Annotated in this window: 27 protein-coding genes and 1 tRNA gene; 19 read left to right on the top strand and 9 right to left on the bottom strand. The window is 62.1% G+C overall.

Annotated elements, in window-relative coordinates; all coding sequences use genetic code 11:
* The first annotated feature begins 4 nt into the window (after positions 1 to 4).
* The 7 genes from VGD45_RS03410 to VGD45_RS03380 are packed head-to-tail and all read left to right on the top strand — an operon-like array spanning position 5 to position 7,271.
* Positions 5 to 982 (top strand): MDR/zinc-dependent alcohol dehydrogenase-like family protein, encoded by a 978-nt coding sequence (locus tag VGD45_RS03410; protein ID WP_331153865.1) that lies wholly within the window; start codon positions 5 to 7, stop codon positions 980 to 982.
* Positions 979 to 1,998 carry a Gfo/Idh/MocA family oxidoreductase gene (locus VGD45_RS03405; RefSeq protein WP_331153864.1) on the top strand — a complete coding sequence of 340 codons (1,020 nt, stop codon included), beginning with the start codon at positions 979 to 981 and terminating at the stop codon, positions 1,996 to 1,998. The genes VGD45_RS03410 and VGD45_RS03405 overlap by 4 nt, the downstream gene beginning before the upstream one ends.
* Entirely contained in the window at positions 1,995 to 3,095 is a 1,101-nt protein-coding gene (locus VGD45_RS03400) for a glycosyltransferase family 4 protein (RefSeq protein WP_331153863.1), read from the top strand. The genes VGD45_RS03405 and VGD45_RS03400 overlap by 4 nt, the downstream gene beginning before the upstream one ends.
* Complete coding sequence (locus VGD45_RS03395; protein ID WP_331153862.1) at positions 3,092 to 4,216, top strand: CgeB family protein; 1,125 nt, start codon at positions 3,092 to 3,094, stop codon at positions 4,214 to 4,216. The genes VGD45_RS03400 and VGD45_RS03395 overlap by 4 nt, the downstream gene beginning before the upstream one ends.
* A complete protein-coding gene (locus tag VGD45_RS03390; protein WP_331153861.1) occupies positions 4,213 to 5,349 on the top strand; it encodes a CgeB family protein in 1,137 nt (378 codons plus the stop codon). The genes VGD45_RS03395 and VGD45_RS03390 overlap by 4 nt, the downstream gene beginning before the upstream one ends.
* Entirely contained in the window at positions 5,336 to 6,469 is a 1,134-nt protein-coding gene (locus VGD45_RS03385; protein WP_331153860.1) for a CgeB family protein, read from the top strand. Before VGD45_RS03390 ends, VGD45_RS03385 begins: the two co-directional genes overlap by 14 nt.
* A 10-nt stretch (positions 6,470 to 6,479) precedes the next feature.
* Positions 6,480 to 7,271, top strand: a complete 792-nt coding sequence (locus VGD45_RS03380; protein WP_331153859.1) for a TIGR04290 family methyltransferase — start codon at positions 6,480 to 6,482, stop codon at positions 7,269 to 7,271.
* Here the strand turns inward: VGD45_RS03380 and VGD45_RS03375 are convergent.
* The 3 genes from VGD45_RS03375 to VGD45_RS03365 are packed head-to-tail and all read right to left on the bottom strand — an operon-like array spanning position 7,231 to position 9,565.
* Positions 7,231 to 8,004 (bottom strand): Crp/Fnr family transcriptional regulator, encoded by a 774-nt coding sequence (locus tag VGD45_RS03375; protein WP_331153858.1) that lies wholly within the window; start codon positions 8,002 to 8,004, stop codon positions 7,231 to 7,233. The genes VGD45_RS03380 and VGD45_RS03375 overlap by 41 nt on opposite strands.
* Positions 8,005 to 8,018: 14 nt before the next feature.
* Positions 8,019 to 8,426, bottom strand: a complete 408-nt coding sequence (locus VGD45_RS03370) for a response regulator (protein WP_331153857.1) — start codon at positions 8,424 to 8,426, stop codon at positions 8,019 to 8,021.
* 14 nt (positions 8,427 to 8,440) lie between these two features.
* Positions 8,441 to 9,565 (bottom strand): sensor histidine kinase, encoded by a 1,125-nt coding sequence (locus tag VGD45_RS03365; protein ID WP_331153856.1) that lies wholly within the window; start codon positions 9,563 to 9,565, stop codon positions 8,441 to 8,443.
* Positions 9,566 to 9,850: 285 nt separating this feature from the next.
* Between VGD45_RS03365 and VGD45_RS03360 the strand changes: the two genes are divergently transcribed.
* The 3 genes from VGD45_RS03360 to VGD45_RS03350 all read left to right on the top strand — a co-directional run bounded on the left by VGD45_RS03360 (position 9,851) and on the right by VGD45_RS03350 (position 12,297).
* On the top strand, positions 9,851 to 10,081 hold the full coding sequence (locus tag VGD45_RS03360) for a hypothetical protein (protein WP_331153855.1): 231 nt from the start codon (positions 9,851 to 9,853) through the stop codon (positions 10,079 to 10,081).
* Between the two features lie 138 nt (positions 10,082 to 10,219).
* Entirely contained in the window at positions 10,220 to 11,677 is a 1,458-nt protein-coding gene (locus VGD45_RS03355; protein WP_331153854.1) for a hypothetical protein, read from the top strand.
* A 26-nt stretch (positions 11,678 to 11,703) separates the two neighbouring features.
* A complete protein-coding gene (locus VGD45_RS03350) occupies positions 11,704 to 12,297 on the top strand; it encodes a DUF4142 domain-containing protein (protein ID WP_331153853.1) in 594 nt (197 codons plus the stop codon).
* Positions 12,298 to 12,339: 42 nt separating this feature from the next.
* On the opposite strand, the gene VGD45_RS03345 is transcribed toward VGD45_RS03350, so the two are convergent.
* A complete protein-coding gene (locus tag VGD45_RS03345; RefSeq protein WP_331153852.1) occupies positions 12,340 to 12,651 on the bottom strand; it encodes a DUF2934 domain-containing protein in 312 nt (103 codons plus the stop codon).
* A 281-nt stretch (positions 12,652 to 12,932) separates the two neighbouring features.
* Between VGD45_RS03345 and VGD45_RS03340 the strand changes: the two genes are divergently transcribed.
* Genes VGD45_RS03340 through VGD45_RS03330 form a run of 3 tightly spaced genes read left to right on the top strand, consistent with a single transcriptional unit; the run spans position 12,933 to position 14,393 of the window.
* On the top strand, positions 12,933 to 13,352 hold the full coding sequence (locus tag VGD45_RS03340) for a low affinity iron permease family protein (protein ID WP_331153851.1): 420 nt from the start codon (positions 12,933 to 12,935) through the stop codon (positions 13,350 to 13,352).
* Entirely contained in the window at positions 13,349 to 14,098 is a 750-nt protein-coding gene (locus VGD45_RS03335) for an OBAP family protein (protein WP_331153850.1), read from the top strand. Before VGD45_RS03340 ends, VGD45_RS03335 begins: the two co-directional genes overlap by 4 nt.
* A 52-nt stretch (positions 14,099 to 14,150) precedes the next feature.
* Positions 14,151 to 14,393, top strand: a complete 243-nt coding sequence (locus VGD45_RS03330; protein ID WP_331153849.1) for a hypothetical protein — start codon at positions 14,151 to 14,153, stop codon at positions 14,391 to 14,393.
* A gap of 64 nt (positions 14,394 to 14,457) precedes the next feature.
* Here VGD45_RS03330 and VGD45_RS03325 read toward each other — a convergent pair whose 3' ends face one another.
* The 3 genes from VGD45_RS03325 to VGD45_RS03315 form a co-directional block, all read right to left on the bottom strand.
* A complete protein-coding gene (locus tag VGD45_RS03325; RefSeq protein ID WP_331153848.1) occupies positions 14,458 to 14,970 on the bottom strand; it encodes a DUF4142 domain-containing protein in 513 nt (170 codons plus the stop codon).
* Between the two features lie 129 nt (positions 14,971 to 15,099).
* Positions 15,100 to 15,564: an SRPBCC family protein gene (locus VGD45_RS03320; protein WP_331153847.1), complete on the bottom strand. Its 465-nt coding sequence runs from the start codon at positions 15,562 to 15,564 to the stop codon at positions 15,100 to 15,102.
* Positions 15,565 to 15,621: 57 nt separating this feature from the next.
* Complete coding sequence (locus tag VGD45_RS03315) at positions 15,622 to 15,975, bottom strand: hypothetical protein (protein WP_331153846.1); 354 nt, start codon at positions 15,973 to 15,975, stop codon at positions 15,622 to 15,624.
* Positions 15,976 to 16,168: 193 nt separating this feature from the next.
* Here VGD45_RS03315 and VGD45_RS03310 point away from each other — a divergent pair, with 193 nt between their 5' ends.
* From VGD45_RS03310 to VGD45_RS03300, 3 genes are all read left to right on the top strand, one after another.
* Entirely contained in the window at positions 16,169 to 16,558 is a 390-nt protein-coding gene (locus VGD45_RS03310) for a hypothetical protein (protein ID WP_331153845.1), read from the top strand.
* Between the two features lie 206 nt (positions 16,559 to 16,764).
* Entirely contained in the window at positions 16,765 to 19,053 is a 2,289-nt protein-coding gene (locus VGD45_RS03305; protein ID WP_331153844.1) for a TonB-dependent siderophore receptor, read from the top strand.
* A 59-nt stretch (positions 19,054 to 19,112) separates the two neighbouring features.
* Positions 19,113 to 20,180: an MBL fold metallo-hydrolase gene (locus VGD45_RS03300; RefSeq protein WP_331153843.1), complete on the top strand. Its 1,068-nt coding sequence runs from the start codon at positions 19,113 to 19,115 to the stop codon at positions 20,178 to 20,180.
* Here VGD45_RS03300 and VGD45_RS03295 read toward each other — a convergent pair.
* On the bottom strand, positions 20,135 to 20,551 hold the full coding sequence (locus VGD45_RS03295; protein WP_331153842.1) for a hypothetical protein: 417 nt from the start codon (positions 20,549 to 20,551) through the stop codon (positions 20,135 to 20,137). The two genes, VGD45_RS03300 and VGD45_RS03295, sit on opposite strands and share 46 nt — an antisense overlap.
* Before the next feature lie 218 nt (positions 20,552 to 20,769).
* Between VGD45_RS03295 and VGD45_RS03290 the strand changes: the two genes are divergently transcribed.
* The 3 genes from VGD45_RS03290 (at position 20,770) to VGD45_RS03280 (ending at position 25,314) form a co-directional block, all read left to right on the top strand.
* Positions 20,770 to 23,553, top strand: a complete 2,784-nt coding sequence (locus VGD45_RS03290) for a S8 family serine peptidase (protein WP_331153841.1) — start codon at positions 20,770 to 20,772, stop codon at positions 23,551 to 23,553.
* Positions 23,554 to 23,639: 86 nt separating this feature from the next.
* Positions 23,640 to 24,137 (top strand): nuclear transport factor 2 family protein, encoded by a 498-nt coding sequence (locus tag VGD45_RS03285; RefSeq protein WP_331153840.1) that lies wholly within the window; start codon positions 23,640 to 23,642, stop codon positions 24,135 to 24,137.
* 541 nt (positions 24,138 to 24,678) lie between these two features.
* Entirely contained in the window at positions 24,679 to 25,314 is a 636-nt protein-coding gene (locus VGD45_RS03280; protein ID WP_331153839.1) for an NYN domain-containing protein, read from the top strand.
* Positions 25,315 to 25,370: 56 nt separating this feature from the next.
* Here VGD45_RS03280 and VGD45_RS03275 read toward each other — a convergent pair.
* Positions 25,371 to 25,446 (bottom strand) — tRNA-Thr (locus VGD45_RS03275).
* Positions 25,447 to 25,529: the final 83 nt, after the last annotated feature.

Here is a 25,529-nt window from a genome sequence, read left to right as displayed (position 1 = left end):
GACCATGAGCGGCATACAACGAGCGGCCACGCTGTTGCGGCCAATGACCACGCGAGTGCGTGAGGTGGAACTGCCGGAGCCGGCGGACAACGAAGTACGCGTGCGATTGCAGGGCTGCGGGATTTGCGCGTCGGGTCTGCCGGTGTGGGAAGGTCGGAACTGGTTCAAATATCCGCTCGAAGCCGGCTCGCCGGGTCATGAGGGTTGGGGGCTGGTGGATGCGGTCGGGCGGGGAGTCGACGATATCGAAGTGGGGCAGCGTGTTGCGATGATGTCGGGACATGCATATGCCCAATATGACCTCGCTTCACGCGACTGCGTGGTGCCGCTCCCGGAAGAGCTGGATGACGAGCCATTCCCGGGCGAGCCGTTCGGTTGCGTGATGAATATCTTCGATCGCAGCGATATCCATAGCGGGCAGAACGTGGCGGTGGTCGGTGGCGGCTTCCTGGGATTGCTGCTGACACAGCTCGCCGCGGACGCGGGGGCGCACGTGGTTGTGTTGTCACATCGCGAGTTCGCGTTGCAGTTGGCGCTGACCATGGAAGCCGAAGACACGATAACGACTCAGGACGACGGCCATGACGCGGAGCGTGCGCTGCAACTCACGTGCGGGCGCGGCTTCGATCGGGTGATCGAGGTCGCCGGCTTGCAGTCCGCGCTGGACCTCGCCAGTGAGATCACCGCCGAGCACGCGCGGCTCATCATCGCTGGCTATCACCAGGATGGACCGAGACAAGTGAATATGCAGCAATGGAACTGGCGCGGTCTCGATGTGATCAATGCGCACGAACGCACCATGGACCGTTATGTCACTGGCGTGCAGAAGGCGATCCAGGCGGCGCTGGAGGGCCGGCTCGATCCATTTCCTTTGCTGACGCACACGGTCTCCCTGGGCTCGATGGACGACGGTTTCAAGTTGATGCGTGAGCGGCCGGAGGGGTTCGTGAAGGCATTGCTGATGAACGAGGGGCGCGTGTGAGCGCGCGCCTGGAAACGTTGGTCGATGCGCCGCCACGGGTGGCATTCGTTGGGTTGGGATGGATCGGGCGCAAACGACTGGATGCACTTTCACTCCGAACCGATATTCGGGCCGAAGTTGCCGCGCTGGTGGATAGCGATGCGACGCGCTTACAGGCGGCAGCGCTGGCGCATCCGCAAGCGATTGCATCGCCCACCATCGAGGCTGCGCTCGACGAAGATATCGATGCGGTGGTCATTGCCACGCCGAACGGATTGCACGCTCGTCAGGCCGTCGCTTGCCTGGAGCGCGGGGCGGCGGTGTTCTGCCAGAAGCCTTTGGCGACGACGCTCGCCGATGTGCAGCGAGTGATCGCCGCGGCCCGCGCGGCCGATCGTTTGCTCGGGATCGACTTTTGTTATCGCCACGTCAGCGGCATGCATGAACTGCGTCAACGCGTGATGTCGGGCGCGATTGGCGACATCGTCGCTGTCGATCTTTGTTTCCACAACGCTTACGGGCCCGATAAGGCCTGGTGTCAGGATCGATTCCTCGCAGGCGGCGGCTGCCTGCTGGATCTCGGCGTGCATCTGCTCGATCTGGCGTTATGGGTGCAAGGCATGCCGCCGACGGAACGCGTGCGTAGCCGTTTGTTCGCGCAGGGTGAGCCGGTGCAGGGATGCAACGGTGCGTTGGAAGACCTGGCGTATGCCGAGTTCATTCAGGCGAATGGCGCGATCGTTCGCCTGGCGTGCTCGTGGTATGCGCAGATCGGGCAGCCAGCGCAGATTCAGATGACGTTGACTGGCACGCGGGGCGGCGCGTCGTGGAGCAATGTCGGCGGTTCGTTCTACGACTTCGATACGCAGATCTTTCGAGGCACGGATTGCGAGAAGCTGGGCATGTCGCGCGATGACTGGGGTTCGCGGGCGCTGTGCGCCTGGCTGGCGCAGCTGCAGGTTAGCAATCGGTTCGACCCTGAGGCTGAACACATCGTTCGCAGCGCCGCGCTCATCGACGAGGTCTACGCCGCATGAAGGTCTTGATGACAGCGGATGCGGTCGGTGGCGTGTGGACCTATGCGTTAGACCTGTGTTCGGCCTTGCGTGAGTACGATGTACGCGTCGTGCTGGCGACGATGGGGCCACGGCCGTCGGAAGAGCAGCGCGTGGCTGCTCAGTCGCTCGAGAATGTGAGCCTGGTCGAATCGGATTATCGGCTCGAGTGGATGGATGATCCATGGAGCGATGTGGCCGCGGCCGGCGACTGGCTGCTCGATCTCGCATCCGGCAATGCCGTCGATCTGGTCCACTTGAACGGCTACACACACGCGTCGTTGGCCTGGCGTCGGCCGGTGGTCTGCGTTGCCCACTCGTGTGTGGCGACATGGTGGCAGGCTGTGCACGGCGAAGCCGCACCCGCGCGGTGGGATGAGTATCGAAACAATGTCGCTCGTGGACTGAACTCCGCCGATTGTGTCATCGCGCCGACCGCCGCTTTCTTGGAGCAGTTGCGCGCTTGCTATGAATTTCACGCACCTGTCCGAGTAATTCACAACGCGCGAGCTCGCGCCGCGCGCCGCACTTGGCCGGGCGATCGCGAAGCGATCGTACTGGCTTGTGGCCGTCCTTGGGACGCGTCCAAGAACATGCATGTGCTCGATGATGCGTCGGCGGGCGCCTCTTGGTCGGCGTATGTCATTGGAAACGTCACGGGGCCGGACGGCCAGTCGTTTGCGCCCGTGTCGCTGCGTTGTCTGGGCACGTTGCCGACTGATGACGTCGAGGCGTGGCTGCGACGAGCCAGCATCTTCGTACACCCGGCACTGTACGAGCCCTTCGGATTGGCGGTGCTCGAAGCCGCCATGGCCGGCTGCGCGCTGGTCCTGGCGGACATTCCGACTCTGCGCGAGCTCTGGGATGGCGCAGCCGAATTCTTCGAGCCTCGTGACAGCCGACATCTGCGCGGCGTACTCGACCAGCTCATCGCGCATCCAGAGCAGATAACAATCGTGGCGGCTGCAGCTGCCGAGCGCGCCAACCGATATTGCATCGAGACAACAGTGGCCGAGTACGTTGACGTATATCGAAAGCTACTTGGCCACCATGCGAGCCACAAGCGAGCGGTGGCATGAAGCTCGTATTGTTCTATCACTCATTGATTTCGGACTGGAACCACGGCAATGCCCATTTCCTGCGAGGCGTCGTCAGCGAGCTGCTCGATCGGGGGCACGATGTGCATGTGTACGAGCCCGAGGACGCCTGGAGCCTGACCAACCTGCTCGCCGAACGCGGCGAGGCCGCGATCGGAGACTTCGAAGCCACGTTCCCCGAGTTGAGAAGTACGAGATACGACGCGAAAAGCCTGGATCTCGATGCGGCATTACAAGACGCCGACGTCGTCATCGTCCACGAATGGAACGAGCCGCAATGGATCTCACGGATCGGCGAACGCGCGGATCGGTTGGGTTGCACAGCGCTGTTTCATGATACGCATCATCGCAGCGTGACCGATGCGGGCACCATGGCGACGATCGATCTGAGTCACTACGACGGCGTGCTCGCATTCGGTCAAGCCGTCGCGGATCAATATATTCGGCAGGGCTGGGCAGCACGAGCATGGGTGTGGCACGAGGCGGCGGATCTTCGCCGGTTCAAGCCATTGCCGCACCCTAAGTCTCGCAACGATCTGGTCTGGATCGGCAACTGGGGCGACGACGAGCGCAGCGCCGAACTGTCGGAATTCCTGATCGAACCCGTGAAGCAGCTCGGCTTGAGCGCGAGTGCATACGGCGTTCGTTATCCACGGCACGCGTTGGGCCTGTTGCGAGAGGCGGGCATCGACTATCGAGGCTGGCTTCCCAACCATCTCGTGCCAGAAACATTTGCGCGGCATCGATGCACGGTCCATGTGCCACGACAAACCTATACAAACCAACTGCACGGCATCCCCACGATCCGGATGTTCGAAGCGCTGGCTTGCGGCATCCCGCTGATCAGTGCTCCCTGGCAGGACGCAGAGGCGCTGTTCCGCCCGGGCATCGACTACCTCGTCGCGAACAATGGCGGCGAGATGCAGCGGCACTTGCGCGCCGTCCTGACCGATGCCGCTTTGGCTGAAAGCCTCGTGCGCCAGGGATTGGAAACGATTCGAGCTCGTCATTCCTGCGCGCATCGCGTCGACGAGCTGCTGAACATTCTCACGAGTTTGCGAGCGCAGCCCGTGCGCCGCTCCGCCGCTGGAGGGTTGGCATGACTGCGAAAGTAACCTTGGCGATGTTCGGCTCGAGCCTGGTGTCGGCGTACTGGAACGGCGCGGCGACCTATTATCGGGGCATGATTCGGGCGCTGGACGAATGCGGCTTCGATGTCACTTTCTACGAGCCGGACGCATTCGAACGCCAACAGCATCGCGACATGGCCGATCCGCCCTGGGCCAAATCGGTCGTTTATCCAGCCACGCCCGACGGCATGCATACCGCACTCGAACAGGCGCGCGACGCAGACATCATCGTCAAGGCAAGCGGCGTCGGTGTGTTCGACGAAGCACTGGAATCCGAAGTCCCGCGCCTGCGACGAGCGTCGAATCTGACCGTTTTTTGGGATGTGGACGCGCCGGCGACGCTGCAGCGCATGCGCGACAATCCCCAGGACCCGTTCCATGCCCAGGTTTCGAAGTATGACTTGGTGCTGACGTATGGCGGCGGGCCGCCCGTCGTTCAGTCTTATGTGAACTTTGGGGCGCGCCGGTGCGTTCCTATATACAACGCGCTAGACCCAATGACGCATCACCCCGTCCCGGCGGAGTCGCGATTCCATGGCGCATTGGGTTTTCTCGGCAACCGGCTGCCCGATCGCGAGGCCCGCGTGCGTGAATTTTTCCTCAAACCCGCTGCTCTGCTGCCCAAGCAAAGTTTCCTGATGGGCGGGGCAGGTTGGGACAGCAACGTCGCCCTGAGTCCCAACATCAACTATGTCGGCCACGTTTATACACGCGACCACAATGCATTCAACTGTTCCACCCTCGCGGTGTTGAACATCAATCGCGACAGCATGGCGCACGTCGGTTACTCGCCGCCAACGCGGGTATTCGAGGCGGCCGGCGCCGGCGCGTGTTTGCTCTGCGACGCCTGGGAAGGACTGGAGCAGTTCCTGGAGCCGGATGAGGAAGTGTTGCGCGTCGCGAATGGCGAGGAGGTGGCGGCGGTGCTGTCACGGCTGACGACGCAACAGGCGCGCCGCATCGGGGAACGCGCCCGTCGTCGGTTATTGGGCGAGCACACCTATCGACACCGCGCGCAGCAGGTGAAGACCTTACTGGTAGAGCAATTGTCCGGCCGCGTCCGGTCGACCCGAGTTGACGAGGAGAGGCACCGTGCGGCGCTCTGACGAAATCATTTTTATCGGCCTGTCGATCACGTCGTCATGGGGCAATGGCCATGCCTCGACGTATCGTTCGCTGATCCGCGGGCTGCATCGGCGCGGCCACAAGGTGTTGTTTCTGGAACGCGATCAACCGTGGTATGCGAGCAATCGGGACGCGCCGATCCTGCCGTTTTGCCAGTCGCGCTTGTATGTGGACGTAGAGGAATTGCGCGCGCGATTCACGCCGCGCATTCGTGCGGCCGCGGCGGTGATCGTCGGTTCCTATGTGGACGATGGCCGAAGTGTGTGCGAGTGGGTGCTCGAGCATGCCACGGGTGTCAAAGCGTTTTACGACATCGACACTCCAGTGACATTGGCAAAACTGCGAGACGACAGTTGCGAATATCTGGCCGCTTCGCAAGTTCCGGAGTTCGATCTGATGTTGAGTTTCACGGGCGGCCCCACTCTGCAGCGCCTGGAGCGCGATTTCGGAGCGAGGTGCGCGCGGCCTTTGTACTGCAGTGTCGACGTCGATCAGCACCAGCCGAAAGACGTGCGTCGCGATATCGAGCTGGGTTATCTCGGCACGTACAGCGTCGACCGTCAGCCTGCGCTGGAGCAGTTGTTGAACGAGCCGGCGCGCCGCTTGCCGAAACGTCGCTTCGCCGTAGTCGGCGCGCAGTATCCAGCGCATCTGACCTGGCCGAAAAACGTCCAGCGCATCGATCACATGGCGCCGGGCTCGCATGCACAGTTCTACGGGCGTCAGCGTTTTACTCTGAATCTCACGCGCGCCGATATGCGCAAGGCCGGGTATTCACCCAGCGTTCGATTGTTCGAGGCAGCCGCCTGCGGCACGCCCATCATTTCGGATGAATGGGTCGGCTTGAGCGATGTGCTGGAGCCGGGCAAGGAGATTCTGCTGGCGAGCTCCACGGACGACGTCACCCGTTATCTGGACGAGGTGAGCGACGAACAGGCCCGGCAGATTGCAATCGCGGCGCGTGAGCGCGTCTGCGCCGAGCACAGCAGTGTGCACCGTGCGGAGGAGCTCGAACGTTACCTCAACGCGGCGCGAGGCGGTCCCGATCGAAGAAAAGCTCTGATCTCCGGAGCCGGTGAGCACGCCGTCGCCGCTCCTTGAGGAATCGAACATGCTGGCGCAGGCGTCGATTCGACAACAGATCGCGGACCTAGGTCCGTGGTTTCACAACTTGCATCTCCCGGACGGGACGCAGACCTCGCCCGATCATCCCTTCGGCGACTTCCCCAGTTTCAAATGGCGCCACGTGGCGGACGCCGTGCCCGACGATTTATCCGGCTGGACGGCTCTCGATATCGGTTGCAACGCGGGCTTCTACAGTTTCGAGCTGGCGAGGCGCGGCGCCCAGGTGGTGGGAGTCGATGTCGAACCGATGTACGTGCGCCAGGCGCGCTGGGCCGCACGCAAACTCGGCCTGCAAGATAGCGTCGATTTCATCGAAGGGGATGTCTACAGTCTGATCAACGCCCGCCAGCACTATGACTTGGTGTGGTTCACGGGCGTGTTTTATCACCTGCGCTATCCGACGCTGGCGCTCGACCTCGTGCGACGGGTGACCGATCGACTCATGGCGTTTCAGAGCATGACCATGCCGGGCGAACCGCGCGACGTCGTGCCGCCCGACGTGCCGTTGCATCGTCGGGATCTGCTGTTGGATGAAGCCTGGCCAAAGATGGCGTTCGTCGAGCATCGGGTCGCCGACGACGGCAGCAATTGGTGGGTGCCGAACGCGAGCTGCGTGGAAGCGTTGTTGCGCTCGGCGGGTTTCGAGGTGCTGTCGCGGCCCGAGCACGAGTTTTATATCTGCAAGCCCGTCGAGGTGCCCGGGGAGTCCCGCCACGATCTGGCGCGAGTGCGGGCGGCTATAGCGTCTTCAACAGGACGTGGCTATAGCGGTCCTTGAGCAGACCTTCGCCTTCCAGATGCAGATAGCCGGGATCGAACATCGCCAGTGCGCGCAGGCCGGTGAAGTCATGGATGACGAGTGACTTGCTGCTCATGGATACCAAGCCCACGCGCCGCAGTTCTTTCAGCGTGCGGTTCACATGCACGGTGGATAGCGCAACCGTATCGGCCAGCTCGGATTGCGTGACCGGGAACTCGCAGCTTTCCGGCGTCGCCAGTCCCACCGACTGCAGGCGCACGTAGATCTCGCAGAACAAATGCGCCACGCGCTCCAGCGCGGTGCGTTGGCCGATGCTCACCAGCCACTGACGGCCGATCGCCTCTTCGACCAGCGTGTTCCACCAGAAGGCGCGCGTCAGCCGCGGGTATCTGGACGTGATTTCGAGAATGGCCTCGCGCGATAACGTCGTGACCGAGGACGGCGCAAGCGTGCTGATGGTGTGGTCCATCTTTTTCAGGATGAAGACGCGGGCGTCGCACATATCGCCCGGCAGGAAATAACCGATGATCTGGCGCCGGCCGTCAGGAAGCATCTTGTGCCGGCACGCGAAGCCGGAAAGAACCACGGCCACGCCGCCGGCCTGTTCGCCTTCGCGAATCAAGTCCTCGTGCGAGCCATAGGTTCGCACCGGCCCGGCCGCCTCGTGCAGGGCGTGCTTCTCTTCATCCGTCAGCTCCGCGAAGTTTTCGAGCTTGCGGATCAGCAGTTGAATGAGGCTGGAATCGGACATGGACAGGGTTGCTCTCAACTTGCCTGCTCCGACTTTCGAGTCCGGAAGGTCTGCACGGCGCGCAGCAGTGCATTCAGATTCACCGGTTTTTCCAGCCGCACGCTGCCGCTGAACTCTCCGGGCAGCACCGAGCCGTCGTAGCCAGTGGCGAAGATGGCAGGCGTGCCTCGCTCGCGTAGCTCGTTGGCCAGGTTGAACGCCAGCGTGCCCTGCAGATTGATGTCCAGCACGGCGCAATCGATTCGCTCGCTTTTGGCGAGGCGCAAGCCGTGCTCCACGTCAGGTGAGGGGCCGACCACTTCGGCGCCGTGAGCGCGCAGCGTGTTGCAGATCTCGGCGGCAATGAAGTAGTCGTCCTCCACCACCAGCACTCGCATTCCACCGAGCGTCACTTTGTCATCCATTGTTCGCTGAGTTGTCATGGCGGTCTCCGCGGTCAGGCGAATTCCATGGGAGGAGCAGTAGTACGTTCGTTGATCGGCAGCTCGATCTCGCAGCACGCGCCGTCGGCGCCGACCGTGAAGCTGGTGACAGCGCCAAACTCGTAAGGCAATACGCGTTCGATCAGTTCCCGGCCGAAGCCGCGTCGGACAGGCGAGGTCTGCGCGACATGAATGTTGGATTCGGTCCAGCGCCAACGCAGCGCCGGCGGCTGCGTGGCTTCGACACTCCAGCTCACCGCGATCCGTCCGTCCGGAGTCGTGAGAGCGCCAAACTTGAGGGCATTGGTGGTGAGCTCGTGAAACGTCAGCGCCATCATCTCGGCGGCGCGCGACGCCAGCCGCACCGAAGGACCGGCGATGTTGAATTGATTGTCGCGAACGGCGTTGGCAGTGAGCTCCGCGCGCACCAGATCTTCGAGCTCCGGTCCGGTCCGCTGATCGACGGTGAGCGCGCCTTGAGTTCGAGCGAGAGCGCTGATGCGCGCTTCGAGATGTGATGTGAACTCTTCCTGAGACTCGGCCGTGATGCCGGATCGGCGAATGATCGATCGGACCACGGCAAGCACGTTACGCGCGCGGTGCTGCAGCTCCAGGATATGCGAACGATGCTCGGCGCGACACTCTCGCAGCTCCCCTTCATGCTGCTGAGTTCGCAGCGCGAGACAGCTGGTCCACGCGAGCGCGGGTAATACAGCCAGCTGTTGCGTGCTGGGGCTCGTGCCGTCGCCCCAGAAAAAGGCCAGCCCCACGAAGCCCGAGTCTTCGCCGAGCGGAACGGTCAACAACGTTTCGGCGAGCAGGCGCCGGCCCACAGGTAGCTCCAGCTCCATATTCGGCCGATGCTGGACGACGGCTTCGCCGCCGCTCGCAGCCGAAGCCACCAGGCGTTGCAGGGAAGAGTCGCCATTCAGCGTGGTCACGCCGTCTCCCGCCGTCGCGATCACACAATGAGTTTGATCGTTGGGCACGGCGCAGAGTCCTGCCGAGTTGGCCAACTCCCGCGCGGCGTTCGTGGTCGCGAGCAAAATCGCGTCGATGCCTTTCGCGGACGCGATGCGTTTCAGCCCGCGATTCAACCGGCCGGAAAATTCGAGGTCCGCGCGATCCGCTGACGTCATGATGAGGACTCATGCTGGGTGGGCGTCTGCCGTGACTCCTCGGTTACGATAAGCCTCAGTAGGCCCGTTCCGCTACTAAACTGCTCAGCCTGCAAGTTGGTCCCGCCGAGGCGCAAAGTTCAGGAGCGACATTAACCTATGTTAATTTTGCGACTGCGTCCCGAGCGCGACAGCTCGCGCGCGACCAGCGATTCGGAGCCAGCGCCAGCCGACCGGCGGAACACCTCCTGCGAGCCTGCGTTGACGAGTCTGCCAACTCTGTAACGCATACAGGCGAACGCAGCTATGAAATCCATCGTTAGCATCGTCATGATCTCGCTGCTCGCGGCTGCCTGCGCCAGAGAGCAAACAAATTCAGACGGCAACGGCCCCGGCAATGCCGACGGTACCGCCGGCAGAGCGGACCCGCCGACTGCGCCGGCGAACGATGGTCGGCCAGCCACCGACTCGAGCGAAGCTCCCAATGCCAACGTGGACAGCGCGACTGCGCCACCGCCCCAACCATCGCAGCAGTGATCGCGTCCCGCACGGCGGAGTGACGTAAGTCAATTCAGTCGTGAGTCGGCTGCGCGCCTTCGGCGAACCGTGGTCGAGGAACTTTGTGGTATCGATCTCACTTGCGTTCTCGCCACTACAACGGACGCGAGACGCATCATGAAGAGCACCGCTGGCAGCGCCTGTTTGAAAGAAATATTCGCGTTCGAGCACAATCGAAAAAATTGCAAAGGAAAATTTCTCCTGAGTCTGGCTCTGCTGGGTATCGCTGTCGGCGGCGGAACGCTCGCCGATTCACTGCCGCCGGATGCGACCTATCGTCCCTTGCCCACATTGCCGCTCGACGTGGTCCGGCGAAATGACGAAGGCGCCAAACCCGCGGTCCAGCGCCGGCAGCAGAATCTTCTGAACGAACGCTACGATCTCGCTGATCGTCCGATGCAAGGCTTGAAGATGTCCGGCGGACGAAAAGGCGTGCAAGAAGGTGTGCGCGTGAAATTGCGCCCCGGCAGCAGCTGGGAGTCGCTGGCCAACATGTCGCCGGAGGACATCAAGGCAAAAGGATTGTTTCCGGCAGGCTTCATGCCTCTGCCGCACGTTAAGCATCTGACCGGCGGCCAGGTGTTTCCGCAAAATCAGATCGACGCCATCGGCGACGCCGAAGATCGCAACCTCAAGCGCTTCGACGTCGACTTCGATCTGCCGGATCATCTGACGCCGGAATTTCCCGCGCCGATCTTCCTGACCAATCGCCCGGATCTGGGCGATATCAGCGGCGGCAAACTGCTGACCATCCGGAATTTCTACGCGATGACCGTGGGCATATTGACGCCAGTGCAGATCGAAGGGCTGCGCCTGCTGCTGACGCCGTTTCCGCAGGAGGAGTTCAACCAGACCGAGGATCGCAAAGTGGCCGAGCAGAGCGACGGGGTCGCCTGTCTCGACTGTCATGCCAACTTTCACACCAACGGCGCATTCCATTTGACGCCGGACGTGCGGCCGCAGACGGCGCGCTTCCGGCTCGACACGACCAGTCTGCGCGGCATGTTCAACCAGCAGATCCATGGCTCGAAGCGCTCGTTGCGCTCGGTCGAAGACTTCACCGAGTTCGAACAACGCACGGCGTACTTCAACGGCGATCATGTGAGCGCCACGCGCAAAGGCGTGAACCTGCCCGACCGGCCGAATCAGGTCGCCATGATGGCGCAGATGCAGAACATGATCGACTTCCCACCGGCGCCGAAACTCACGCCGACCGGCAAGCTCGATCCCACCAAGGCCAGCGCCAAGGAGCTGGCGGGCGAACAAGTCTTCATGGGCAAGGGCCAATGCGCCGGATGTCACATCCCGCAATCGTCGTTCCTCGATCACATGATGCACGACCTGAAAACGGAGCGTTTCTACAAGGTCGGCCAGGTGTTCAACGATCAGGCGGCGATGCCGGACGGGCCGATCAAGACGTTCACTCTGCGCGGTATCAAGGACTCGCCGCCGTACCTGCACGATGGCCGTCTCATGACGCTGGCCGACACGGTGGAGTTCTTCAACCTGGTGCTGGCGCTGAAGCTCACTCAGGAAGAGAAGGATTCGCTGGTCGCGTACATGCTGGCGCTTTGAGCTACGCATTTTTCATGGAGACATCGATGCCACTATCCAAATTCTTTGTCGCCAGCAGCTGCGCGCTGCTGGCCACCACCAGCTTCGCGCAGGAGGGCGCCAATCCGGGCGGCATGTCGCCCGACACTCCCGGCAAAGAAGCGGCGCAGCCCGCCACTGAAGGATCGAACACTCAAGACAAGCTGTTCGTGCGACAGGCCGCGCTCGGCGGCCGGGCGGAAGTGGAGCTCGGCAAGATCGCGCAGAAGAAGGCGAGCAACGCGTCAGTGCGCGAGTTCGCCGATCGCATGGTGGAGGTGCATTCGAAATCCAACCAGCAGTTGCTGCGTACGGGACGAGGCTTGAATCCGGATCTGCCCAAGGACCTCGATCCCGAGCATCAGAGTGTGCGCAACGAGCTGCAGAAGGCGTCGGGTCAAAGCTTCGACATCGCGTATATCTCGGCGCAGATCCAGGATCATCAGCGCACCGCCAATCTGCTGCAGTGGCATATCAGCAATGGCCAGAACGAGGCGCTGAAAAAATATTCCATCCAGACCTTGCCCGAGGTCATGCAACACCTCGAGCACGCCCAGCAAACGTTCGCAATGCTGACCCAGGGCGCCGGCTCCGCCCGGTGACCCTGGCCAGTGTCCTGCCTGGCTCTCTCCCGATGGAGAGAGCTAGCCTGAGAGTTGATTCTCAGGCGCCGCCTGGCGCTGCTGCTCGGCCGCGTCGATTTCTTGCTCGGCTTGCAGCCAGTCGCTCAATTCGGCTCCTGGCGCGAAGCCACGCTGCTGCGCCAACTCATACGCGCGGCGCGCTATACGCGTCCAACGAGTCTGCGGGGCTTCCGGCTCCATGGGATGCGCGTCCGCGTGGACGACATCCGGTACTAAAGCTTCCGGCACGCTCTCGTCCGCGTTCGCGGGCCGGTTCATGATCGGATCGATTTTGACGATGTGTTCCGAGGTGGGTTTTCTTGCCGCTCGCATGGCGCTGCCCCCGAAAAACGGTGCGTGGACTCGACACAAAATACCAGCAACTCTCTCGCTATTCTTGTCATCAGGCCAGCGGGATGACCCGCCGCTCGTGTTCGACCTCCGTTGTATGGAAACGCCGCAGAGGTGCGCCGGATCCACTCGATCGAATTATTTCGGTGCGCGCCATGGCGGCCGCGCGATGGCCGCTGGCTCGTTGCATGGCGGAACTTTGCAGGTATGTCGGCATTGGACTCGCATCACGGCGCCAACCTCCGCAAGCCGAGCGATCGACCATGAATGCCAAAGATCATCCGCTATTTGTGTTCTCCCGGTTTGCCATCGGCGTGGCTGACAAGGTGGGCTCGGCCGGCGCGTTCTTCGCGTCGCTGTTCGTGATCGCGGTGTGGGCGATTACCGGCCCGCTGTTCGACTACTCCGATACCTGGCAGCTGTGGATCAACACGGGCACCACCATCGTCACGTTCCTGATGGTGTTCCTGATTCAGTACACGCAGAACCGTGACGCCCGCGCCATGCATCTGAAGCTCGACGAGCTGTTACGGTCGGTGCAGGGGGCCAGGACCGAAATGGCCAACCTCAACGATCTGTCCGACGAAGATCTGCGCCGCATGGAAATGGTGTTCGAGCGCCTGGCCCGATTCGCCGCACGCTCTCGGACCCCGACGCTCGCCAACGGCGGAGAAACGAAATGACCAGGACGGCGCCAGCGTTGCTGCTGAGCTGTTTCGCGCTCGCCGCCGGCTGCGGCGGAGAAAACACCAGTTCGAACGTCACTTCGCCGGGCGAGGAGCCAAAGGGCAAGACCAAGTTGCTGGAGTCCGGCGCCAACCTGCTGCAGGACAAGGCTCCGTTGGGGCAGCTGAATGCGTATCTCGACGGCTTCCATTTTTACAACGGCAACATGCAAGGGCAGATGGAGGCGCACCATTACTGCGGGCATGTCAATGAAGACCTGATTCAATGCGTGATCTTCGACGGCAACGACGAAGACGCGAAGATCATGGGCATCGAGTACATCGTCACGAGCAAGCTGTTCTCGTCCTTGCCGCCGGAGGAGAAACATCTGTGGCACAGCCATGTGCACGAGGTGCGATCCGGGGCACTGGTCGCGCCAGGTATTCCCGAAGTGGCCGAGCGCGAGCTCATGACCAAGATCGCCGGCACTTACGGCAAGACGTGGCACACCTGGCACACCGATCGCGAGCAGCCGCTGCCGATGGGATCGCCGCTGCTCATGATGGGCTTCACGGCCGACGGTCAGGCCAATCCGCGGATGATTGCGGATCGCGATCGACGGCTGAATGTTTCCGGCGCCGAGGAGCGGCAGCGGCGCGCGGATATTCCGTATGCCAGTGTCGATCCGGACGCCGACGCCTGGCGCAAGGGTATCGTCATGCAGTTGCGCATGGAACGGGTGTCGGAGGGAACTCCGCGCTGACCCCGGGGTTGAAGTCTTGTCACATGACAGGGGACTCACCACAGGAGGCCAGATGGCAACCCGCAAACGAGCCAAGAAGAAACAGTCGAGCAAGAGCAAGTCGAGCAAGAAGAAGTCCACGCGCAAGGCGGCGAAGCGAACGCTGATTGCCCCCAAAGGCGACAAGCGCTACGTGCGCCGGAGCAAGCGCGGGCGGTTCAAAGAGAGCGATGACGTGAGTCAGTCGTTATCGACGGATCGTCGCAAGCCGGCTAAACGCAAGGCGCCGCGCGGGCAGGGCGACAAAGGCGATTGATGTATTTCCCTAAAGTGGAAGCTAGCCCTCGCAGGTTAGCTTCCACGTGAGGTGTGACCGCGCGTTATTTCTTCGCGAATTTCGCTTCCAGCTTTTGCGCATCCGCCAGGTGCTGCTCCAGCGTCGGCAACGTCTTCTTCGCCAGCGCGCGCAGATCCGGATCCAGCGTCGAGTCGTTGGCCGCCGTCTGGAACAACTCGACCGTGGCTTCGTGATCCCGCACCATCTGTTGCATGAAGTCATGATTGAAGTCCCGGTCGGCCTCCTGCGCCTCGAACTTCTCCTTCATGCCCTTGTGCATCAGCCCCGGCTCCGTGGGCACTTCCAGGCCCTTGCTCTTGGCCGCGGCCATCAGTTCCTTATTGGCCTTGGTGTGGTCGGTCACCATCTTTTGCGCGAATGCTTTCACTTGGGCGTCGGTGGCCTTCTGCGCCCCAAGCTTGCCCATCTCCACCTCGGCCGCGCCCGCGGCGCCGGCCTTCTTGGCGAAATCCGCCGCTGAAATCGCATCCGCACCCAGCGCCGCCGTGCTGGCGGTGCTCAGTGCCGCGATCAGCAGCATAGTCGTGATCTTCATAGCCTACCTCGCTTAGAAATTTTCCCGATAAGAAATATTTCATCCATTCGTCGCTTCGGCATGAAGCGAACGCGCCGAGCGCGCGTCTGTTCCAATCGGCGCCCGGCGCGGGCAGGCTCAAGGGATGTTTCAAACGGGCCGGCTGTCGTCCACTTCGCCGCGCCATGCGCCCGTCTCGCGGCCGCGCGATTCGATGAACTTCTTGAAATCCTGCACGGTGTTCTCGACTCGCGAGCTGACGATGCCCACGGCGTCGCCCATGTTTTCTATCGCGCCCTCGGGCTCGTACGCCATCACCAGCCGCACGCGCGTGCGATCGGCGCCCAGTGGCTCGAAACGCACCGTGCCGGCATTTGGCGCGCCGGAAATGCTTTTCCAGGAGATGCGTTTGTCAGGCTCCTGCTCGGTGATTTCCGCATCCCACTCTTTGTCCTTGCCCCAGATCTCCGCATGCCAGTGCACGTGCGTATCGTCGAGCTGGCGCACTTCTTTCACGCCGGCCATGAAGCGCGGGAATTCCTCGAACTGAGTCCACTGGTTGTAAACCGTGCGGATCGGGCAATTCACTTCGACTGTTTTTTCCACCTGTTCCATGACGTTCTCCGGTTGCTTGCTGGTAAGCAGCGAACGCCATGCACCGAGGTGCAGTTCCTAGTCCGGGTCCTCTTTGCCGTTGGACTTCCGCTCTGGCTTCCGCGGGACTCGTAAAATCCTGCGGAAGTTCACTTGCTCGCGTTCGACGTAGTCGACCAGGGCACGATCGCGCACGTAGCCCGCCGCGTCCGGCAATGATGGGCTGCTCTCATAATTCGAACGCACGATGCGCAGTCGTGGCAGCAACGCGCGCGCCGCGCGCAGGGCCGCCAGCGACTTGGCGTCGTCCCATCTCAGCAGGTTGCTGTCCACCGCCATCGCGACGTCCAGATCTTCCAGCCACGATTCAACGAGATACATCAGATTGTCGATGGTCTCGTCGATGACGATGATGGGATCGCGGTAATCCATGGGAGTGGGCGCGGAACGTTGGAGTACTGTTGTTATATACAGGTGTTTCGGCCAGTTCAATAGGGAGTGCGCCGGCTCCGGAATGCAGTGTCGCCAGTTGCCGTCGGCCACTACCATCGGAAAGGGCCGGTGCGGCTCCACTTTTGATGAGATAGCGAATACACGAGCGGGAAGACTCGAGAGGGAGATCCAAATGACGAGAGCTAGCAGACTGGCGCTGCTCGTGGCAGCGGCGGGCCTGGCGGCCGGGGCAGCGCAGGCCGCGGAAATATTTCGAGCCCATTACGAAATCAGCGTCGCCACCCAGGGCACCGACAACAAGGTGCGCTCGACGTTCGAGACGCGGCAGGGCGAGCCATTTACGCTGGACTTGCCGCCGAACGTGGTCGCCATGCAGGTCCGCCGCCTGGCGGGAGAAATCTATGAGTTGCAGGTGACGGTGAAGCCGGCCAAGCAGCCGACGGCGCAACCCTTGTTCAGCCACACTTATCAAGGCGTTCTGGGCCGCCCGTTGGAGCTTAGGAACGCCGCTCACGCAGTCGAGGTCGATGGCGCGATTTCGGTGGTCGTGCTGAACCGCTGAGCAGGCGAGGCGCGGACTTTGCTTCCGCGAATGCGAGCCACTATCATTCCGCCGCCGCGGCCCCCTGATCCCGCACGGTTTCAGGGGCGCCGCGGTCAGTAGCCCGCCAACGGTCGAGCCTCTTCTCGATCCTGCAGCCAGCCAGTTCTCCATCAATAAGCACGCGAGCCCATGAGGACCATGGGGCGCCGCGCTCAGGGATCTCTATGGCTGGCCGTTCGTTCGAGTCGTCGCGCGCTCACTTATCTATTGGCGTGAGATGCGCCTTGCTGGGCGGCACGGCCCTCATTGTCGCCAACGCGGCGGTCGCCGAGACCGCCAGCGATGTTTCCGAACGCAACACCATCGTCGTGACCGGCGTGCGCGACAAGGGCACTGGCGCAGGCACGAAGACCGACACGCCGCTGATGAAAACGCCGCAGACCGTCACGGTGATCGATGCCGACGAGCTCGCGCGTCGCAATGCTCGCTCCATCAACCAGGCCCTCACGTACGTTGCCGGCGTTTCCCCCAATCAGCGCGGCGGCATGGTCACTCGCTACGACCAGATGTATCTGCGCGGATTCGCGCCTGGCTTTTTTCTCGACGGCATGCGACTCATCGCCGGACCGTATTCGACGCCGCAGATCGACTTCAACCGCGTCGATCACGTCGACATCGTCAAAGGCCCTGCATCGGTGCTGTACGGCAACTCGACGCCCGGCGGCCTGGTGAATCTCACCAGCAAAGTACCCGAGCCGAATGCCTTCCAACGCGTGGAGCTGTCGGTCGGCAACTACGATTCGCAGCTCGGCAACATCGACATCAATCGTCCGCTGGACGATGACGGGCGCTGGCTGTTTCGGCTGGCGAGCGGCGCGCAGCGCTTCGATGGCTTCACCTCGATGACCGAGAGCGAGCGGACGCACTTCAGCCCGATGCTCACGTTTGCGCCTTCGGCGCAGACCAGCCTGACGTTGATCGCCGCGTATCAGCACGATCCGAAAGGCGGCGGCTATTCGGGTGTGCCCGCGTTCGGCTCGGTGTTGCCCAATCCGTTCGGCCAGCTGCCGGAGGACATCAACACCGGCGATCCCGACTACGAAGTGTTCGATCGTTATCAGCGCTCGATTGCCGCGCAGTTCCGGCACGAGTTCAACGAAAGTGTTTCGCTGCGGACCAACGCTCGCTTTCAAAACACTGACCTGAGCTACCGACAGCTGTACGTCAATGGCTTTGCAACGACGGGTGCGACGGCCACTCGCAACACCGACTTCTCGACCATCACTCGCGGCGGCGGTGGCGCCGACGAGGACTTCGATACGCTCACGGCCGACACGAGCCTGTCCATCGGGTTCAGCACCGGCCCGCTCGCGCACAATGTTTTGATCGGCGTCGACTATCAGAATATCGACGGTGAGAACGTCCAGCGGTTCAACGACGGCGTCAGCAACGATCCGCTGACGAGTATTCCGAATTTGAGCCTGTTCGCGCCGACGTATGGCGGCGTGATGCCGACGCGAGATCTGACTCGCCTTTCTCCGGCGTACATCAACACCGAGACCGAGCGCGAACAGATCGGCATTTACGCGCAGGACCAGATCGAGATCGACCGGCTGCAACTCATCGCCAGCGGTCGCTACGACACCTACGAACAGGACTCGCTCAATAAGCGCAACGGCGTCACCACGCCGCTGTCACAACATGCTTTCACGATGCGGCTGGGCGCGCTGTATGAGCTGCCGATGGGCTTCGCGCCCTTCGCGAGCTATTCCGAATCGTTTGAGCCGCAGACGGGCAACACGTATCAAGGTGAAGCGTTCGATCCGGTGACCGGCCGTCAATATGAAGTGGGATTGAAGTATCAGCCCGCTAATCTCAACGCGCTGTTTACGTTCGCAGCCTACGACTTGCGACGGCAGAAGGTCGTGGTGGGACATCCGGAAGCCGGCACCAACGGTATTCCTTCGAACGCGCAGATCCAGATCGGTGAAACCAAAGTGCAGGGCGCCGAGTTGGAAGGGCGCGGCGAAGTCCTGCCGGGCTTCGAGATCGTGTTCACGGGCAGCTACACCGATGCTGAGATCACGCAGGGTTCGCCGGCGAGCGGCGTGATGCCCACGACTACGGGCACGCGGCCGCTGGGCACGCCCGTTTGGATGGCCTCGACGTTCCTCACCTATGACTTCGCCCCGCTGCGCGCGGAAGGACGATTGGGTGGTCTGACAGTTGGAGGCGGTGTGCGTTACGTCGGCGGTTCGGATGGCACGACGACGTACGCCGTCGTCAACGGCGTCACCCAGTTCACCGCGTTCACCACCGACAGCTTCGTCCTGGTCGATGCATTGGCCAGCTACGATCTCGGCCGGCTGTCCTCGGCGCTCGACGGTGCGGAGATTGCGCTGAACGTCGCCAACCTGTTCGACAAGCGCCACGTGACCGCTTGCTCGTTCAACAACAGCTGTTACTTCGGTGCGTCGCGGACGGTGCTCGGGACGCTGCGCTACGAGTGGTGACGCACGCGAAGTGAAGTGCTTATGATGGGGGCCGTCGCTGTCTCTGGCACGGAGATGACATGGCCCGCACGCTCGTCCATCGAAGCCTTGCCTCGCTCGCGCTGCTGTTGCTCGCGGTCGCGGCCGATGCGGCGAACGGGTTCTCGGTCACGCGACTGCGAGATAATGTTTTCGCAGTCTTGCGTACCGACCCGCCCGGCTTCGCGGTCGAGTCGAACTCGGGTTTCATCGAGTGCGCCGATCACGTCGTCGTGATCGACGCGCAGTCGAACGATGCGACCACGAAGAACGTCCTGAGTGAAATCCGACTGCGCACCGACAAGCCGGTGCGTTACCTGATCAACACCCACTGGCACGACGATCACATCGTCGGCAATCGCGTCTATCGCGACGCTTTTCCATCGATGAAGCTCGTCGGGCACGCCGCGTCGCTCGAGTATTTGCCCGGCCAGGGGAAGAAGAATCGCGATCAGTTTCATCGCGCCATTCCCGACGTCCTGGCGAGTTTTCGCAAGCTGTTGGAGACGGGTAAGACCAGCTCCGGGAAGCCCTTGAGCGAGGAGCAGCGGCGCAGCTTGGAAAGTGACATCCGGCTAGGCGAAGGCTATGCGACGGTGCCGGATGATTTCGTGGCGCTTCTGCCGGACATCGCAGTCAAGGATAGATACTCGATTCGCGACGCGGCTTGCGCCATCGACGTGCTGGCGTTGGGCAACGCGCACACGACCGGCGACCTGGTGGTTCATTTGCCCAAGCAAGGCATCGTTTTCGTGGGTGACATGGTTGGCTGGCCGGTGCCGTTGGTCGGCCCGGACCAGTCACGAGTGCGCGAATGGAGCGGTACGTTGACTCGCGTGCGCGAACTCAAGGCGGAGGTGGTGATTCCAGGGCATGGGCCCGTGATGCGCGATTACTCTCAGGTCGACCGCATCGTCACTCTGATGTCCACCATCGCTCGAAGGGTCGATGACGCACGCGCCGGCAGCGACTCGCTGGACGCGGCTCGCGGTCGCATCGACCTGACCGATTTGCGGCGGCAGTTCGCCGGCGATAGCGACGTCAACGGTGCTTTGTTCGATGCCTATGTGGCCGGGCCGGCCGTCACCAACGCCTGGACTTTTCGATAGAGCTGGCGCGCCACCTCGACTAAAACCAAACCCGCCGCACCGACTTCGAGCAGGATGGTGGTGTTCATCATCGCCGTATGCGCCGACAATGGCGCGACCACGTAGTGCCCGAGGCTGTCCAGCCCCAGCACGGCGTAAACGGCGAGCAGCGCTAGTCCTGGCAGCTCGCGGCCTCGGTATACCAACCACGCGCCTGCGCCTCCGACTGCAGTCATGCCCAGCCAGGCAAGGTACACCGCGCCGCGCGACCACGAAGCCGGCAGTCCGGGATAGGCGTCGAGAAACTCCGCGTTGTGTACAAAATGAATGAGACTGGCGACGGCGTACAGGCCGGTCAGAACAAACAACAGTCGGTGGGTGGAGCGATGCATGGATTTCCGCCGGCGGCGTCTTGGGAGCGCGAGTATGTAACAACGTTTGCGTGCTCGTATAGGCAGCGATGCGGCTTGAATCGGATCGGCCGTCGGCGTAGCGTCGGGCGCAACGTGAGTTCTCTCACGTAAGGAAGATCCGATGTGTTTCGGGCGCACCGCCGCCCCGATAACAACAAAGCGATCGCACCATTGGAAACAAACACGGAGTACGTTTCATGAAGAGGCATGAGGGATTGCGCTGGCTGCGATCCGGCGCAACGCGCCTGGCCGCGCCTGGATTGGTTCTCACAGCACTGGCATTGTCACCTTTACCCATCGAAGCCAAGCCCACCGCAGCGAATCTCGGCGGCGGTCTTGAACAGCTTGCGCAGCCGGTCGCGGCGGCGCGTCGGACTGTGGCGTCCGAAGTGCAGTTAGCTCATCCGGTGCAGATGGATGACGCCGGTCGCGCGCTGGTCCGCATCTCGCTCGACGGCAAGGTGCCGGCCGAATCGGTGTTACAAAGCCTTCGAAGCACTGCCGGCGTGGAAGTGATGGCCACCGACTTGAATTATCGCGCGGGCGTGGTCGAAGCCTATGTTCCCACTGCTTCGCTATTGAGCATCGCCGGGAAAAAAGGTGTGCTCGCGGTGGTGCCTTCCAGCCCGATGGTGACCAACGTCGGCCTCACCGACAGCCAGGGCATCGTTCAACATCGTGTCGACAAGATTCCCGGCATCGATGGCGCGGGCATCACCGTCGGCGTGATGTCGGATAGCTACGATACCAACGCCGCGCCGAACAGCGCCGGTGCGGATGTCGCGAGTGGCGATCTGCCCGGCTCGGGCAATCCCGCCGGCAACACGGAGCCCGTGGTCGTCCTGCAGGATTGGCCGAATGCCACGGACGAAGGCCGCGCGATGTTACAGATCGTGCATGACATGGCGCCCAAGGCCCGCCTCGGCTTCGCGACCGCCAACGGCGGCGAAGTGAACTTCGCCAACAACATTCGCGCGCTGGCCGGATTCGCTGACGCGCCGAACGCGGTGCCCGGGTTCAAGGCGGACGTGATCGTCGACGACATCATTTATCTGGCCGAGCCGTTCTTCCAGGACGGCATCGTGGCGCAGGCGGTCGACGAAGTGGCGGCTACAGGTGTTTCGTATTTCTCGTCCGCCGGTAATCGGCCCGCGACGCAGGCCTACGATTCCAAACCGCGGCTGGTTCCCGGAACCGCCTCTTCGTGGGAAGGGACGAATCTGAACTTCACCGGCGTGGATCCGGCGCTCTATGCCGGAGGCTTTCACGATTTCGATGAGGGCAGCAGCGTCGATATCGCGCAGACCATTGCGTTCACGAACGGCAGCAGGATCGTGTTTCAATGGAACGAGCCGTATGACCCGGTACCGCCCACGCCGGTGGGCGCGCCGATCGTGTCAGGTGTGAGCACCGTGCCGGCGGGCGGAACGTCGTCGTTCACGTTCACTGGAGCGGTCGGGCAGTTGGTCGAAATCTTCGTCGATGCCGACGACACGACCACGGGCACGCCGAATCCCGATCTGGTGTTCACACTGCTCGATCCGAACGGTGCCGAAGTCCAGTTCGTCGACAGTGCCACCAATCCTGAATCGTTGATTATCGAGTTGCCGATCGCCGGCACGTACACGGTGGTGGTGGACAGCTTCGCGGCGGCCCAGTTCGGCGACTATCTGTATCGCGTTCAGGAAGTGGCGGTGGTCGAGCAGGTGCTGTCCGATTACAACTTACTGTTCTTCCTGCCGGACGGTACGTTCGCCGGCTCCTTCGCGGAGCAAAACCGCTATACCAACCGTCCGGTGGAAATCGGCCAGCTGCCGGGCGCCACGCTGCAAATGGTGATCGCGCGGGCCAACACTCCTGACAAGAAGAATCGCAACGTCGCGGACCGCATTCGCTACGTCGGTTTCAGCGGCGTGAATCCGCAGGAGTACTTCAGCTATCTGGGGCCGGTGACGTACGGTCACAACTCGGCGCGAGGCGCGATGGGCGTCGCGGCGTATGCGTTCTACGCACCGTTCGTGCCGGAGGCATTCACTTCGCCCGGCCCGTCGACCATCTATTTCGACAAGAACAACAAGCGCTATCGCACGCCGGAGATCCGGCAGAAGCCCGACATGGCGGCGATGGATGGCGCGAACACTACGTTCTTCAATTCGGACTCGGCCGTCGATGCGGATACGTTCCCGAACTTCTTCGGCACCAGCGCAGCAGCGCCACATGCGGCCGCAATCGCGGCGTTGGTGCTCGATGCGGCGGGCGGACCTGGGAAAGTGAAACCGGATCGCATGCGCAAGATCCTGCAGGAGAGCGCGTTCCGTCACGACCTCGATCCCTTCTTCTCGTCGGGCTTCGCGCTGACGGGAGGCAGCCTGGTGGCGATCAACGCGTCGGCGGATCAGAACTCGATCAGCCAGTTCGATCCCAACGTGTTCACCATCACGCAGCTGGGCCTGAGAAAGTTGGCGAGCTTGTCTATCAACGGCAGCAACGCCAATACGACACAGACGCCCAAAGGCATCGTGTTCGATGAGCGCGGCGCGCCGTTGCCTGCACCGGGTCAACCGTTCGTGGTCGGTCGCACGGTGGGCTTGAGTGCATCCGATGTCACGGCCACGTTCTCGTTGCCCGCTGATCCGCCGGGAGTCGTTCCGGGACAGTGGAAGCAGCTCGATCTCGCCTTTGGCGCGGGATCGTTCCGAAGCGGCGATCTGCTGTCCTTCGGTGTCGATCGTGACGAAGCGGATGTCGCTGGCCCCAACGGGGCGGCCGGCGGCAATTCCGCCGACTTGCTGGGCGATGGCGTGCTCATCCCCTCCGGTGAGATCGCTCGTGGCGGCGCGGATTTCTTCGGCACCTACGAAGGCGGCGGTGGCTTCCGTGGCGAATTCTTCAACCTGATCGGCAGGGGCTACAGCCGCCTCGACGGCTACGGCTTCATCAATGCCGAAGCGGCGGTCAAGGCCGTGCAGAAGAAAAAGTAGCGAGAGCTCGCACGCTGTTGTAATCATGGGGCCCGCGGCTGCACGCTGCGGGCCTTTTTTTATTGCAGATCGCAGAGGGATGCGACATGCATACTCATCGACGCACTCACGCTCGTTCGGTTGTGACGCTCTCTTTGTTTCTTGCGCTCGCCGCGTCGCCGGTTCTCGCGGACGATGCCGCTGATCGCCAGGCCATCGAGTCCGCCGCTCAACAATGGACCCATGCTTTCAACTCACGCGACGCCGCCGCTCTCGCGGCTGTGTCGACGGATGATGTCCTGGTGCTCGATACTGGCAGCGGCCCGTCGCAAGCAACTCAAGCCTGGCTTCGCGCGTCAGCCCTCACTCAAGGCGGCATCAAAACCGCCAGCAAAGAAATCGTTGTTTCCGGCGACACCGCCTGGCGCGTCGCCACCGTCGCTTACAAACGTTCCGGCGCCGAGTTGCACAAAGGCCAGTCCCTCGAAATCTGGAAACGCACCCCCGCCGGCTGGAGGCTCCACCGTCAAATGTCATCGAACATTCTGGAACAAACTCTGCGCCCCTCGCCGTCGGAGCCGGTGCTCGACAAGCCGACGAACTGAATTCCGTTTGCGGGGGAGCGCAAATCACATCCATCGAGGGGAAACCGGCGGAGCGCGCGGCCATGATGGGTGGGCAATTGTGCAGCAACTTGCTGCACAAATACGAACGGCGCGCCAGTTTTCCGCGCGCTCCTCGCGCAAGAAAACGTTCCGCGCGCGTAACGCGCGTGATGTACCGCGCTCACATCCGTCGCACTCTCGTCGATGAGGTTATCGAGACTCTTACCGCGTTCTGTGCCGCGCAAGGCGATGCCAAATGATGGCCACGGAAGACGTCAGACGGATTCGCGCGAAATCGCACGTATCGATGCGTGTCTCATCAAGAATGGAAAAGCAAAGATTGAGGGTGAGGGGCCGCACTGAAGGCGGTCAATGTCGGGGCGGGCTCCGATGCATGTGATCGAGACCGCTCGACATCGCAATAGCAGAACCCCAGAAAAGAGAAAGGGGCCAACCCGAAGGTTTAGCCCCTTTTTCCGCCGTCCGCAGCCCGGCGGGGAGATGCGACGATTATAAGGGTCGAAACCGAAATTACCAGACCATGGCCAAAGTTTCGTTCTATGTCGATGGCTTCAATTTGTACCACGCCATCAGCAAGTTACAGCGTCCAGAGCTGAAGTGGCTCAATCTACGAGTGCTTGCCGCATCGTTTCTCGAAAAACATGACACACTGGTCGACGTGACTTACTTCACGGCGCCAATGGTGTGGAACGCGGACAAATATCAGCGTCATCGCGCGTACATCGCCGCCCTCATTGCGCAGCGAGTCGCCGTGGTGGAATCTCGATTCCTCAAGCGTAAGAAGTACTGCAACGGATTCTCTCGATATTGTGACTTTTATGAGGAGAAGCAAACGGACGTTGCCTTTGCCGTGCGCGTTCTGACCGACGCGCATCTTGGGCTCATGGACCGAGCGATCTTAGTCACAGCCGATAGCGATCAAATTCCGCTGGTTCGGCAACTGGTTGACTGTTTCCCAACTCTTGCCGTCCACATCGCCGCCCCGCCGGGTCGAATGCGCGAGGCTCGCGACCTATGCAACGCAGCCTCGCATCGTTCCGAGATTTCCGAGGGCAGGTTAGCGACCTGCTTATTGCCACGAAACGTGACCGATGAGTCGGGTCGAGTCGTGGCCCGATGCCCGGTCAGCTATCTGCCAAGTAAGCGTCCACAATGAAGATGCTGCCATCTGGCTGCAAGGCAGACTTTAGACGAAGTCCGCGGAAGGGAAGTTGGTGCCGGCTGCAGGAGTCGAACCCGCGACCCACGGTTTACAAAACCGTTGCTCTACCAGCTGAGCTAAGCCGGCCCCGAAGAGAGGGCGGGCATTGTAAGCCAGATCCGGGCCGGCGGGAACCTCGGATCGGGTCGGGTTTTGCGGCAGGCACGGGC

Source organism: Steroidobacter sp. (genome assembly GCF_036402275.1).
In the GTDB taxonomy this organism is placed as follows: domain Bacteria; phylum Pseudomonadota; class Gammaproteobacteria; order Steroidobacterales; family Steroidobacteraceae; genus Steroidobacter.
The sequence above is the reverse complement of the archived record's forward strand: the minus strand, read 5'-3'. Positions and strand labels throughout refer to the sequence as shown.

Bases quoted from the DNA above. Each gene is read 5' to 3' on its own strand.
- VGD45_RS03290 (WP_331153841.1), top strand. From the start codon at position 20,770: ATGAAGAGGCATGAGGGATTGCGCTGGCTGCGATCCGGCGCAACGCGC.
- VGD45_RS03335 (WP_331153850.1), top strand. From the start codon at position 13,349: ATGACCAGGACGGCGCCAGCGTTGCTGCTGAGCTGTTTCGCGCTCGCC.
- VGD45_RS03315 (WP_331153846.1), bottom strand. From the start codon at position 15,975: ATGGATTACCGCGATCCCATCATCGTCATCGACGAGACCATCGACAAT.
- VGD45_RS03345 (WP_331153852.1), bottom strand. From the start codon at position 12,651: ATGCGAGCGGCAAGAAAACCCACCTCGGAACACATCGTCAAAATCGAT.
- VGD45_RS03330 (WP_331153849.1), top strand. From the start codon at position 14,151: ATGGCAACCCGCAAACGAGCCAAGAAGAAACAGTCGAGCAAGAGCAAG.
- VGD45_RS03320 (WP_331153847.1), bottom strand. From the start codon at position 15,564: ATGGAACAGGTGGAAAAAACAGTCGAAGTGAATTGCCCGATCCGCACG.
- VGD45_RS03390 (WP_331153861.1), top strand. From the start codon at position 4,213: ATGACTGCGAAAGTAACCTTGGCGATGTTCGGCTCGAGCCTGGTGTCG.
- VGD45_RS03300 (WP_331153843.1), top strand. From the start codon at position 19,113: ATGGCCCGCACGCTCGTCCATCGAAGCCTTGCCTCGCTCGCGCTGCTG.
- VGD45_RS03365 (WP_331153856.1), bottom strand. From the start codon at position 9,565: ATGACGTCAGCGGATCGCGCGGACCTCGAATTTTCCGGCCGGTTGAAT.
- VGD45_RS03380 (WP_331153859.1), top strand. From the start codon at position 6,480: ATGCTGGCGCAGGCGTCGATTCGACAACAGATCGCGGACCTAGGTCCG.
- VGD45_RS03325 (WP_331153848.1), bottom strand. From the start codon at position 14,970: ATGAAGATCACGACTATGCTGCTGATCGCGGCACTGAGCACCGCCAGC.
- VGD45_RS03285 (WP_331153840.1), top strand. From the start codon at position 23,640: ATGCATACTCATCGACGCACTCACGCTCGTTCGGTTGTGACGCTCTCT.
- VGD45_RS03340 (WP_331153851.1), top strand. From the start codon at position 12,933: ATGAATGCCAAAGATCATCCGCTATTTGTGTTCTCCCGGTTTGCCATC.
- VGD45_RS03295 (WP_331153842.1), bottom strand. From the start codon at position 20,551: ATGCATCGCTCCACCCACCGACTGTTGTTTGTTCTGACCGGCCTGTAC.
- VGD45_RS03395 (WP_331153862.1), top strand. From the start codon at position 3,092: ATGAAGCTCGTATTGTTCTATCACTCATTGATTTCGGACTGGAACCAC.
- VGD45_RS03360 (WP_331153855.1), top strand. From the start codon at position 9,851: ATGAAATCCATCGTTAGCATCGTCATGATCTCGCTGCTCGCGGCTGCC.
- VGD45_RS03410 (WP_331153865.1), top strand. From the start codon at position 5: ATGAGCGGCATACAACGAGCGGCCACGCTGTTGCGGCCAATGACCACG.
- VGD45_RS03355 (WP_331153854.1), top strand. From the start codon at position 10,220: ATGAAGAGCACCGCTGGCAGCGCCTGTTTGAAAGAAATATTCGCGTTC.
- VGD45_RS03370 (WP_331153857.1), bottom strand. From the start codon at position 8,426: ATGACAACTCAGCGAACAATGGATGACAAAGTGACGCTCGGTGGAATG.
- VGD45_RS03310 (WP_331153845.1), top strand. From the start codon at position 16,169: ATGACGAGAGCTAGCAGACTGGCGCTGCTCGTGGCAGCGGCGGGCCTG.
- VGD45_RS03400 (WP_331153863.1), top strand. From the start codon at position 1,995: ATGAAGGTCTTGATGACAGCGGATGCGGTCGGTGGCGTGTGGACCTAT.
- VGD45_RS03305 (WP_331153844.1), top strand. From the start codon at position 16,765: ATGGCTGGCCGTTCGTTCGAGTCGTCGCGCGCTCACTTATCTATTGGC.
- VGD45_RS03280 (WP_331153839.1), top strand. From the start codon at position 24,679: ATGGCCAAAGTTTCGTTCTATGTCGATGGCTTCAATTTGTACCACGCC.
- VGD45_RS03375 (WP_331153858.1), bottom strand. From the start codon at position 8,004: ATGTCCGATTCCAGCCTCATTCAACTGCTGATCCGCAAGCTCGAAAAC.
- VGD45_RS03350 (WP_331153853.1), top strand. From the start codon at position 11,704: ATGCCACTATCCAAATTCTTTGTCGCCAGCAGCTGCGCGCTGCTGGCC.